This window comes from Mycobacterium colombiense (assembly GCF_003284935.1).
Taxonomy (GTDB): domain Bacteria; phylum Actinomycetota; class Actinomycetes; order Mycobacteriales; family Mycobacteriaceae; genus Mycobacterium; species Mycobacterium arosiense_A.
In genome coordinates, this window is record NZ_QMEV01000104.1 from 1 (window position 1) to 10,720 (window position 10,720).

The following is a 10,720-nucleotide window of genomic DNA, read 5'->3' on the forward strand; positions in this document are numbered from 1 at the left end:
CGCCGAGCGGGCGCAACGGCCACCAGGCCAGCAACTATCAGCGCTGACGGCGGGCCCCGGGCGGCCGCAAGGCCGGCGATGCCGCCGTCATTAAGATGTCGCTCATGCCTCGCCCCGTCGCCCTGATCACCGGGCCTACGTCCGGAATCGGCGCCGGGTTCGCGCGACGCTACGCGCGCGACGGCTACGACCTGGTCTTGGTCGCCCGCGACGTCGACCGCCTGACCAGGCTGTCCGACGAACTGCAGAAGCATTCCGGCTCCGTCGAGCTGCTGCCCGCCGACCTGGCCGACGCCTCCGGCCGTCAGCGGGTCTGCGAGCGGCTCGCCGCCGGGGGAGTGCGCGTCCTGGTCAACAACGCCGGCTTCGGAACGTCCGGCGACTTCTGGTCCGCCGATCCCGCCCTGCTGCAGTCCCAGCTCGACGTCAACGTCACCGCCGTCATGCACCTGACCCGCGCGGCCCTGCCGGCCATGCTCGAGGCCGGCGAGGGCACCGTCATCAACATCGCCAGCATCGCCGGGCTGGTGCCCGGGCGCGGGTCGACGTATTCGGCGTCCAAGGCCTGGGTGATCTCGTTCAGCGAGGGCCTGTCCGTCGGCCTGCAGGGCACCGGTGTTTCCGTGCACGCGGTGTGCCCGGGCTACGTGCACACCGAATTCCATGACCGCGCCGGGATCGACATGGCCAAGTCGCCGTCGTTCATGTGGCTCGAGGTCGACGACGTGGTCAGCCAGAGCCTGGCCGATATCGCCCGCGGCAAGGTGATCAGCATCCCGGGCCTGCAGTACAAGGCGATCATCGCCGCCGAACGCCTGATGCCGCGGACCTTGATGCGGGCCGTCACCAAACGAATCGGGAGTGGCCGTGGCCGGACCTGACCTTGAAGAGCTGGCTCAGCTGGTGCGACGCCTGTCGGTGGTGCACGGGCGGGTCACGCTGTCCTCGGGCAAGGAGGCCGACTACTACGTCGACCTGCGCCGGGCGACCCTGCATCACCGCGCCTCGGCGTTGATCGGTGTGCTGATGCGCGAACTGACCAGCGACTGGGACTACGCCGTCGTCGGGGGCCTGACGCTGGGCGCCGATCCGGTGGCCACCGCGGTCATGCACGCGGCCGGCCGGCCGATCGACGCCTTCGTCGTGCGTAAGTCCGCCAAAACCCATGGGCTGCAACGCCTTATCGAAGGCTCGGAGGTTTCCGGCAAGCGGGTGCTGGTGGTCGAGGACACCAGCACCACCGGAAACTCGGCGCTGACGGCGGTGCGCGCCGTGCAGGAGGCCGGCGGCGACGTGGTGGGGGTGGCCACCGTGGTGGACCGCGCCACCGGCGCCGCCGAGGCCATCGAGGCCGAGGGGCTGCCCTACCGAAGTGTGCTCGGGCTCGCCGATCTGGGGCTGAGCTAGGCCGACCTCACCGTGCGCACATTCCTTGCGATGGCGGCCTGCCTGACGCTGTGTCTGGCCGGCTGCTCGTCCTCCAGCCAGCCCGTGCGTCCCTACGGCGCCCAGGGCGCGCGGATCGGCGAATCGCTGGCCCTGCTGGGCTGGAACATGTCGGTGTCGAATCTGCGCTGGGACGGCGACTACGTGCTGGTCGACGTCGACGCGAGCCCGGCCTCGGCCAAGGATCCGCACGCCAAACCCGAGGACATCCGCTTCGGTCTCTACGGCGCGCTGGCCCACCCCATGGAGACCGCCGGCCTGGGCAGCTGTGACAACGCGAAGACCGGCGTGCGTGACGTGCCCGCGCCGCTCTCGGCGCCCCGCGACCGGCTCACCGGCACGGTTTGCCTTGGGCCGCTGAAGGATCGAAGCCAGGTGCGCGGCGTCTACGGCTACTCGCCGCGCGACCGGATCCCGAACAGCTCGTCGGCGTATCCGGTCGCCTTCCCGGTGGGGCTGCTGCCCACCAACCCCAACGACAGCGGCGGGCTCGCCGTCAAGACCGCCAGCCTGTCGGCATGGCGCGCCGACGGCGCCCCGGTGACCAAGACGCAGCTCGGTGATCCGGGAGCGTTCACCGGCAACGGCTACATGCTGCTGGGGTTGGAGGCCACCGCGGTCGCCGCCCGTTACCGCGACGAGTCCGTCAAGCGCGGCGGCCCGATGATGCTGCTGGCCTCCCCGACCCTGCCCGCCCCCGGACTGAATCCGGCGTGCTCGACCTACGGGTCGTCGGTGCTGATCCTGCCCGACGCGTCGTTGGATGCGGTGCACGTCAACGCGTCGCTGTGCACCCAGGGCGAGATCAACGACGCGCTGCTGTACGCGACGGTGGCCATCGACGGCACGCACGCCGGGGTGTGGACGCAGCGATGAGCGGACCCGGGCCCACCGAATGGTCCGCGACCCCGCCGGCCGGTGTCGGCCCGTGGCAGGGCGAGGTGCCCGACGACCCGCGGTATGACCCAATCCTGTTGCGCGAGGGCGACACCCGCAACGTCGTCGACGCCTACCGGTACTGGACCCGCGAAGCGATCATCGCCGACATCGACCGGCGCCGGCATCCCCTGCACGTCGCGATCGAGAACTTCGGCCACGACGCCAACATCGGTTCGGTGGTGCGCACCGCCAACGCCTTCGCCGTGCACACCGTGCACATCGTGGGGCGGCGGCGGTGGAATCGCCGGGGCGCCATGGTGACCGATCGCTATCAGCGGTTGTGCCACCACGACAGCACCGCCGAGCTGCTCGACTTCGCGGCCGACGCCGGCCTGACCGTGGTCGCCGTCGACAACGTGCCGGGCGCGGCGCGCCTGGAGGAGGCCGCGCTGCCGCGCGAGTGCCTGCTGGTGTTCGGCCAGGAGGGACCCGGCATCACCGACGACACCCGCACCGGCGCAACGCTGACGGTGTCGATCGCGCAATTCGGCTCGACGCGCAGCATCAACGCCGGCGTCGCCGCCGGCATCGCCATGCACGCCTGGGTCGAGCAGCACGCCGACCTGTCCCAGGCCTGGTAAGTCCCGACGCCCCCACGCGCGCACTCGACCGGGTGCGGCAGGATCGACAGGTATGGATCAGCTCTGGGCCAATCGCGCGGCCAGCAGCGAAGCCGCTGTCACGCAACGACACCTGAAACGCCTCTGGGGACTGCCGGCCACACAGCTGGGGGTGGTGGCCTGGCCGGCGACGCGGCGCGACCGCTGGTTCGGCACCTGGCACTACTGGTGGCAGGCGCATCTGCTGGATTGCCTGGTCGACGCCCAGGCGCGGGATCCGCAGCCGCACCGCCACACCGAGATCAACCGGCAGGTGCGCTCGCACCGGCTGCGCAACAACTTCTCGTGGATCAACAGCTACTACGACGACATGGCCTGGCTGGCGCTGGCGCTCGAACGCGCCGCCCGGATCGCCGGCGTGCAGCGGCGGCGCGCATTGCCCAAGCTCGCCGCCCAGTTCGTCAACGCCTGGGTGCCCGAGGACGGCGGCGGGATCCCGTGGCGCAAGTCCGACCAGTTCTTCAACGCCCCGGCCAACGGACCTGCCGGGATCTTCCTCGCCCGCTACGGGGACCACCTGAAACGCGCTGAGCAGATGGGGAATTGGATCGAGGCGACGTTGATCGACCCGGAGACGCACCTGGTGTTCGACGGCATCAAAGCCGGCTCGCTGGTGCGCGCGCAGTACACCTATTGCCAGGGCGTGGTGCTCGGGCTGGAGACCGAGCTGGCCGCCCGCACCGCCGTCGAGGTCAGGCAGCGCCACGCCGCCCGGGTGCACCGGCTGGTCGCGGCGGTGGACGAGCACATGGCGCCGGCGGGCGTGCTGGCCGGGGCCGGCGGCGGCGACGGCGGCCTGTTCGCCGGCGTGACCGCCCGCTACCTGGCGCTGGTGGCCACCACGCTGCCGGGGGAGTCGACCGACGACGCGCTGGCCCGCGACACCGCCCGGCGGATCGTGCTGGCCAGCGCGAAGGCGGCCTGGGACAACAGGCAGACGGTGGACGGGCTGCCGGTGTTCGGCCCGTTCTGGGACCGCGACGCCCAGCTGCCCAGGGCGGGCGGCAAAGAGGCGGAATTCGTCGAGGGCGCGGTGATGGCTTCAGAGGTCGCCGAACGAGACCTGTCGGTGCAGCTGTCGGGGTGGATGCTCATGGAGGCCGCCTGTAACGTCTCCGCCGAGTCGCCGCACGAGAAGGGGAGCACCCTGTGAGCAATAAGGTCCACGCGGACGCAGAGTCGGCTCTGCATGGCCTGCTGAAGGACGGCATCACCATCGCCGCGGGCGGCTTCGGTCTGTGCGGCATCCCCGAGAAGCTGATCCAGGCTCTGGTCGACAGCGGCATCAAGGACCTCACCATCGTCGGAAACAACGCCGGCGTAGACGATTTCGGCATGGGACTGCTGCTCAAGGGGCGGCAGGTCAAGAAGGTGATCGCCTCCTATGTCGGCGAGAACAAGGAATTCGAGCGCCAGGTGCTGGCCGGCGAGCTGGACCTGGTGCTGACGCCGCAGGGCACGCTGGCGGAGAAGCTGCGCGCCGGCGGCGCCGGCATCCCCGGCTTCTACACCCGCACGGCCTTCGGCACCAACCTCGCCGAGGGCAAGGACACCAGGGTCTTCGACGGCACCGAATACGTTCTGGAAGAAGGCATCCGGGCCGACGTCGCGATCGTCAAGGCGTGGAAGGGCGACACCGCCGGCAACCTCGTCTACCGCAAGACGGCCCGCAACTTCAACCCGATGATCGCCACCTGCGGCGCCATCACGGTGGCCGAGGTCGAGGAGCTGGTCGAGGTCGGCGAGCTGGACCCCGACCTGATCCACACCCCCGGCATCTACGTGGACCGCATCATCGCGGGCTCCGGCTACGAGAAGCGCATCGAGTTCCGCACCACCAGCGGCGGCGCCGCGCTGAAGAGTGACAGCCCGCTGCGCGAGCGGATGGCCCAGCGCGCCGCCCAGGAACTGCGCGACGGCTTCTACGTGAACCTGGGCATCGGCATCCCGACGCTGGTGGCCAACTTCATTCCCGACGGCATCAAGGTCACGCTGCAGTCGGAGAACGGTCTGCTCGGCATCGGGGCGTACCCGAGCGAGGACGCCGTCGACCCCGATCTCATCAACGCGGGTAAGCAGACCATCACCAGCCTGCCCGGGTCGAGCTTTTTCAGCAGCGCCGATTCCTTCGCGATGATCCGCGGCGGCCACATCGATCTATCCATCTTGGGCGCGCTCGAGGTCGCCGAGAACGGCGACCTGGCCAACTGGATGGTGCCGGGCAAGATGGTCAAAGGGCCTGGCGGCGCAATGGATTTGGTGTCGGGTGTCAAGCGCGTGATCGTGCTGATGGATCACACCGCCAAAGACGGCAGCCCGAAGATCCTCAGCCAGTGCACGCTGCCGCTGACCGGCAAGAACGTGGTCGACATGATCATCACCAACCTGTGCGTCTTCGACGTCGCACCGGGACAGGGGCTGGTGCTCACCGAATTGCAGCCCGGCGTGACGGTCGAGGACGTCCGCGCCAAGACGGGCTGCGACTTCACCGTCGCGCTCTGACCCCGCGGCCGGTTACTCGGCCGCCGGCAGCCGCTCGGATTCCCGGTCCTCGCTGCCCTGCGCCTGCCGCCGTCCGCGGTAGCTGCGCCAGGCGGCGATGAACGCCGGCATCAGCGAGACGACCAGGATGGCCAGCAGGATCTTCTGCAGGTTGTGGTGCACGAACGGCACGTTGCCCAAGAAGTAGCCGGCCACCGTCACGCCGCCACCCCACAGGATGCCGCCGACGATGTCGAAGCCCAGGAACACCGGGTAGCGCATGTAGGACACCCCGGCGACCACCGGGGTGAACGTCCGAATGAACGGCGCGAACCGGGCCAGGATGATCGCCCAGGGCCCGTACTTCTCGAAGAACGCGTGCGACTCCGTCACGTGGTGCTTCTTGAAGAACCGCGAGTCTTCCTTCTTGAACAGCGCCGGACCGATGCGCCGGCCGATGAAATAGCCGGTCTGGTCGCCCAGAATCGCCACGGTGGCCACGGCGGGGGCCAGCACCCAGATGCTCGCCGGCGGATTGGGGTGGGCGGCCAGCAGGCCGCCGGTGAACAGCAGCGACTCGCCCGGCAGCAGCGGAAACAGCAGCCCGGTCTCGATGAAGACGATGATCAGGATGCCGGGCAGCACCGCCGACCCGAAGACGCCGTTGGCGCCCAACCAATACATCGGGTCGAAGATGTCGGGCAGGGCCGTCACGGCGGTGCTCATGATCCCTCAACATACCGGCGAAACGACCCTGGCCCGCACACACCGGGCCTTAAGGGGCGGACTGACCCGCGCCCCGCCTCACCGGGTAGCTGTCAACCACGCATCCGTGGTTGGGTAGGACCAGCCGTCAGGAGGTGTCTGATGCCCATCGCCACGCCCGAGGTCTACGCCGAGATGCTGCGACGCGCCAAGGAAGAGGCGTACGCCTTCCCGGCGATCAACTGCACGTCGTCGGAGACGGTGAACGCGGCCCTCAAGGGCTTCGCCGACGCCGGCAGCGACGGGATCATCCAATTCTCCACCGGCGGTGCGGAATTCGCGTCGGGCCTGGGCGTCAAGGACATGGTGGCCGGTGCGGTGGCGCTGGCCGAGTTCACCCGCCGCATCGCCGACAGGTACCCGATCAACGTCGCGCTCCACACCGACCACTGCCCCAAGGACAAGCTGGACAGCTATGTCCGCCCCCTGCTGGCGATCTCGGCCGAACGGGTGGCGGCGGGCCGCGACCCGCTGTTCGGGTCGCACATGTGGGACGGCTCGGCCGTGCCGATCGACGAGAACCTGGTGATCGCGCGGGAACTGCTCGCCGAGGCGGCGGCCGCCAAGATCATCCTCGAGATCGAGATCGGCGTGGTGGGCGGCGAAGAGGACGGCGTCGCCAACGAGATCAACGACAAGCTCTACACCACGCCGGACGACTTCGAGAAGACCATCGACGCGCTGGGCCATGGCGAGCACGGCAAATATCTGCTGGCCGCCACCTTCGGCAACGTCCACGGCGTCTACAAGCCCGGCAACGTCAAGCTGCGCCCCGACATCCTTGCCCAGGGTCAAAAGGTGGCCGCGGCCAAGCTGGGTCTGGGCGATGACGCCAAGCCGTTCGACTTCGTCTTCCACGGCGGGTCCGGGTCGCTGAGCTCGGAGATCGAGGAGGCGCTGCGCTACGGCGTGGTGAAGATGAACGTCGACACCGACACCCAGTACGCGTTCACCCGCCCGATCGCCGGCCACATGTTCGCCAACTACGACGGCGTGCTCAAGGTCGACGGCGAGGTCGGCGTCAAGAAGGTCTACGACCCGCGCAGCTACCTCAAGAAGGCCGAGGCGTCGATGTCCGAGCGGGTGGTGCAGGCCTGCACCGACCTGCATTGCGCGGGAAGGTCATTGGGCCGCTAGCCGGCGCGCTCAGCCGCGACACGTAAACCACGCACACGACACGCCGATGCGGGTCGCCGTGGTTTAAGTCTCGCGGAGGGCGCCGCGGCCCGAAAGCCCGATCTACCCGCTGGCGGACTGGCAGACCTTCCACTGGTCGTCGCGGTACTGCAGATCCAGGCTGCGGGTGGAGCGCAGCTGCGGGTCATACGCCATGAACGTGGTGACGTTCGCCTCGGCGTGCTGGCCGTTGACCACCACCTGGTCGATGCTGGCGATCACCGGATACTGCTTGGCCGCCGACACGCGCCGGTAGGTCTCGTCCCACGCGTGCTCGTCGTAGTCGGCGTAGCCGTCGCGGGTGGCGCCGCAGGTGATGGTCCGCAGCGTGGTCAGATCACCGCGCTGGATCGCGACGTCGAAGGTCTGGATGGTGTGGCGAACCTGGTCCTCCTGCGAGACGCTGGCGTGCTTGCCGCGGGTCAGCAGCACAGTGCCCAGGATCGCGATCGCCGCCAGTGCCAGCACGATCACCACCAGCGCCAGTATCCAGCCCCAGTTGAATTGCCGGGAGGTGCGCAGCTTCGCCCCGAAGCGCGGCGGAATCGATTGCGGGACAGCGGCTTTGGGTGGGACACCGAACTGCGCGGTGCCGTCGGGTCCCGGCGGCGTCGCGAACACCTCGGTGGCCGGTTCCGCGGTGGTGTTGATGATCGCGGTCTCTTTGGCGTCGAAGCCGGGCGCGGTGAAGCGACGTTCGCGCTGCGGCCCATCCGGTATCTCTTCGGGGCCACCCTGCGGGTCGGGCCTGTTGATCACCACGGTCTCGGTCTCGGCGTCGTTGGGGACCATGGGGACGCTCTCGGTGGCGTCTTCGCCGGTGTCGAAGCCGGACTGGGCCCCCCATTCGTCGCTGTGTTCGGCGCGAGGATCGCGTGGGTCGAACCCGGGCCGGTTCGGCGCGCCGCCGCGGTCGGGTTCGGATGGGTTGGGCATGAGTACTACTGTCCTCCCGCTTCGTGGGGTAGTTGCAGAGCTTAGCGACCAAGCGCCCGGCTCGCGGCGATGCCCGAGGTGCGTCACGCGGGCAAAACGAGCGAGCTGCAGAATAGAGCCATGACGCCGATGGGAGATCTTCTAGGGCCCGACCCGATCCTGCTGCCCGGAGATACCGATGCCGAGGCGGAACTGCTCGCCGGTGAAAAGCCCGGCATCGTCGCCGCCGCGCATCCGACCGCGTCGGTGGCCTGGGCGGCCCTGGCCGAGCAGGCGCTGGCCGACGACCAGGCCATCACCGCCTACGCCTACGCGCGCACCGGCTACCACCGCGGCCTGGACCAGCTGCGCAGAAACGGCTGGAAGGGCTTCGGGCCGGTGCCTTATGCGCACGAACCCAACCGCGGCTTCCTGCGCTGCGTGGCGGCCCTGGCGCGCGCCGCCGACACCATCGGCGAGACCGACGAGTACGCGCGCTGCCTGGACCTGCTCGACGACTGCGACCCCGGGGCGCGCGCCGCGCTGGGGCTGTGACGCCCTAAAAGCTGTCCGAACAGTCGCTGTCGTCGGGGCAGTCGATCTGGACGGTGGCGTGCTCGAGCCCGCGCGCCGAGAGCACCACGCGCGCGTCGTGCAGCACCCGGGCGGAGTCGCCGGTGCTGATCAGGTGCGCGGTGCACATGTCCTTGCCGGGCGACAGCGTCCACACGTGCAGGTCGTGCACGTCGATCACGCCGTCGACGGCACCGAGCGCGGCGCGCAGCTCCTCGACGTCGATGTGGGTCGGCGACGATTCGGAGAGGATCCGCAGCGCGTCGCGGGCCAGCGAGATGGCCCGGGGCAGCACCCACAGCGCCACGAGCACGGCCACCACCACGTCGGCGTAGGGCCAGTGGGTCGTCACCGTCACCACGCCGGCGATCAGCACGCCCAGGCTCCCGACGGTGTCGGCCACGACCTCCATGTAGGCGCCCTTGACCGCCAGGCTGCCCGACGAGTGCGAACGCAACAGCAGCGCGACGCCGAAGTTGGCGGCCAGCCCGGCCAGCGCGACCACGATCATCGGCACGCCGGGCACGGCCGGGGCCTCGCGCAGGCGCCGGATGGCCTCGTAGAGGATGAACGCCGCGACGCCGATCAGCAGCGCCGCGTTGGCGACGGCGGTGAACACCTCGGCGCGGTGCCAGCCGTAGGTGCGCGCGGGCGACGAGCTGCCGCGGCGGGCCAGCGTGACGGCGGCCAGCCCCATGAACACGGCGACGACGTCGGTCAGCATGTGGCCGGCGTCGGCCAGCAGCGCGATCGAGTTGATCAGCAACGAGGTGGCCAGCTCGACCACGAAGAATGCCGCCAGAATCGCCGCGGCCATGATCATGCGCGGGATCAGCCGAGCGTGGTCCGTCTCGGCCGGGGTGTGGTTGTGGCCTGCGCCCATGGCCCGGAATATATGCGTCAAAGCGCATATATGGCAAGGGTCAGAACCAGCGGCTCCAGAACCGGGTCAGCGCGTTGCCCCAACCCACCAGCACGCCCGGCACGCCGGACAGGTCGAACAGCGACAGCACCAGCCCGAAGAACCATTGGTTGAGCACCGGGGCCAGCAGCAGGAACAGCAGGATGACAAAGCCCCACTGCTTGGCCGGTGCCAGCGCCCGCTGGGTCTCGCGGCTCAGGTGCGGTTCCAGGGCGTCGTATCCGTCCAGGCCCGGGATGGGCAGCAGATTGAGCAGCACGGCGGTGAGCTGGAGGAACGCGAGGAAGGCCACCCCGGACCACAACACCACGTGCGCCGGGTCGAAGAACGACCGCGTCACCACCAGCAACAGCACCGCCAGCACGAGGTTGGCCGCCGGGCCCGCGAGGCTGACCAGGGTGCGCCGGGCGGGGGTCATGAACCAGGTCCGCAGGTAGACCGCCGCGCCGGGCAGGCCGATCCCGCCCAGCGCGATGACGACCATCGGCAGCGCCAGCGATAGCCCGGGATGGGCGTAGCGGCGCGGGTCCAGGGTCAGGTACCCGCGCACGGAGTCATCGTGATCGCCGAACCGCCAGGCGGTCAGCGCGTGCCCGAATTCGTGCAGGCACAGCGAGACCAGCCAGCCGGCGATCACGAAGACGAAGACCCCGGCGTAGGCCAGCGGCCGTGCGCTGGCCCCGGCAGACCAGGCCAGCGCGCCGCCGCCGGCCGTCAAGGCGAGCAGGCCCAAAAAGATCGGGCTGGGCCGTACCGATTCGTGTTGGGAGGCAGGGAAGCTCACCGAACGAAACTAGCGGACCAGCAGCCAGCCTTCGATGTGGCGGTAGAACGCCGACCGTCGCGCGGTGCGGGGCGCGGGGACGCTGTCGCGCAGCACGGC

12 protein-coding genes are annotated in these 10,720 nt (G+C 69.6%); 8 read left to right on the forward strand and 4 right to left on the reverse strand.

Features of this window, described 5'->3' with window-relative positions:
• Positions 1 to 104 precede the first annotated feature (104 nt).
• The 6 genes from DQP57_RS25130 to DQP57_RS27510 are packed head-to-tail and all read left to right on the forward strand — an operon-like array spanning position 105 to position 5,507.
• Positions 105 to 881, forward strand: coding sequence for an SDR family NAD(P)-dependent oxidoreductase (locus DQP57_RS25130; RefSeq protein ID WP_112635467.1), 777 nt, complete (start codon positions 105 to 107; stop codon positions 879 to 881).
• Complete coding sequence (gene pyrE, locus DQP57_RS25135; protein ID WP_112635465.1) at positions 868 to 1,407, forward strand: orotate phosphoribosyltransferase; 540 nt, start codon at positions 868 to 870, stop codon at positions 1,405 to 1,407. The genes DQP57_RS25130 and pyrE overlap by 14 nt, the downstream gene beginning before the upstream one ends.
• Positions 1,408 to 1,437: 30 nt before the next feature.
• Positions 1,438 to 2,322, forward strand: coding sequence for a hypothetical protein (locus tag DQP57_RS25140; RefSeq protein WP_430920178.1), 885 nt, complete (start codon positions 1,438 to 1,440; stop codon positions 2,320 to 2,322).
• Positions 2,319 to 2,966 (forward strand): TrmH family RNA methyltransferase, encoded by a 648-nt coding sequence (locus DQP57_RS25145; protein WP_112635438.1) that lies wholly within the window; start codon positions 2,319 to 2,321, stop codon positions 2,964 to 2,966. Before DQP57_RS25140 ends, DQP57_RS25145 begins: the two co-directional genes overlap by 4 nt.
• Positions 2,967 to 3,018: 52 nt before the next feature.
• Entirely contained in the window at positions 3,019 to 4,158 is a 1,140-nt protein-coding gene (locus DQP57_RS25150) for a glycoside hydrolase family 76 protein (protein ID WP_112635440.1), read from the forward strand.
• Positions 4,155 to 5,507 carry a 3-oxoacid CoA-transferase gene (locus tag DQP57_RS27510; protein WP_112635442.1) on the forward strand — a complete coding sequence of 451 codons (1,353 nt, stop codon included), beginning with the start codon at positions 4,155 to 4,157 and terminating at the stop codon, positions 5,505 to 5,507. Before DQP57_RS25150 ends, DQP57_RS27510 begins: the two co-directional genes overlap by 4 nt.
• Before the next feature lie 12 nt (positions 5,508 to 5,519).
• Here the strand turns inward: DQP57_RS27510 and DQP57_RS25160 are convergent, their stop codons facing one another.
• Positions 5,520 to 6,212, reverse strand: coding sequence for a DedA family protein (locus DQP57_RS25160; protein WP_112635444.1), 693 nt, complete (start codon positions 6,210 to 6,212; stop codon positions 5,520 to 5,522).
• A 141-nt stretch (positions 6,213 to 6,353) separates the two neighbouring features.
• Between DQP57_RS25160 and fbaA the strand changes: the two genes are divergently transcribed.
• A complete protein-coding gene (fbaA, locus tag DQP57_RS25165) occupies positions 6,354 to 7,388 on the forward strand; it encodes a class II fructose-bisphosphate aldolase (protein ID WP_112635446.1) in 1,035 nt (344 codons plus the stop codon).
• 102 nt (positions 7,389 to 7,490) lie between these two features.
• Here the strand turns inward: fbaA and DQP57_RS25170 are convergent, their stop codons facing one another.
• Positions 7,491 to 8,363, reverse strand: a complete 873-nt coding sequence (locus DQP57_RS25170) for a hypothetical protein (RefSeq protein WP_112635448.1) — start codon at positions 8,361 to 8,363, stop codon at positions 7,491 to 7,493.
• A 120-nt stretch (positions 8,364 to 8,483) separates the two neighbouring features.
• On the opposite strand from DQP57_RS25170, the gene DQP57_RS25175 reads away from it, so the two are divergent.
• Positions 8,484 to 8,897, forward strand: coding sequence for a DUF3151 domain-containing protein (locus tag DQP57_RS25175; protein WP_112635469.1), 414 nt, complete (start codon positions 8,484 to 8,486; stop codon positions 8,895 to 8,897).
• Positions 8,898 to 8,901: 4 nt separating this feature from the next.
• Here the strand turns inward: DQP57_RS25175 and DQP57_RS25180 are convergent, their stop codons facing one another.
• Both DQP57_RS25180 and DQP57_RS25185 read right to left on the reverse strand, forming a co-directional pair.
• Complete coding sequence (locus tag DQP57_RS25180; protein ID WP_112635461.1) at positions 8,902 to 9,798, reverse strand: cation diffusion facilitator family transporter; 897 nt, start codon at positions 9,796 to 9,798, stop codon at positions 8,902 to 8,904.
• A gap of 40 nt (positions 9,799 to 9,838) precedes the next feature.
• The gene (locus tag DQP57_RS25185) at positions 9,839 to 10,621 is read right to left on the reverse strand and encodes a site-2 protease family protein (RefSeq protein ID WP_112635463.1); all 783 of its coding nucleotides are present in this window, start codon (positions 10,619 to 10,621) and stop codon (positions 9,839 to 9,841) included.
• Positions 10,622 to 10,720 lie beyond the last annotated feature (99 nt).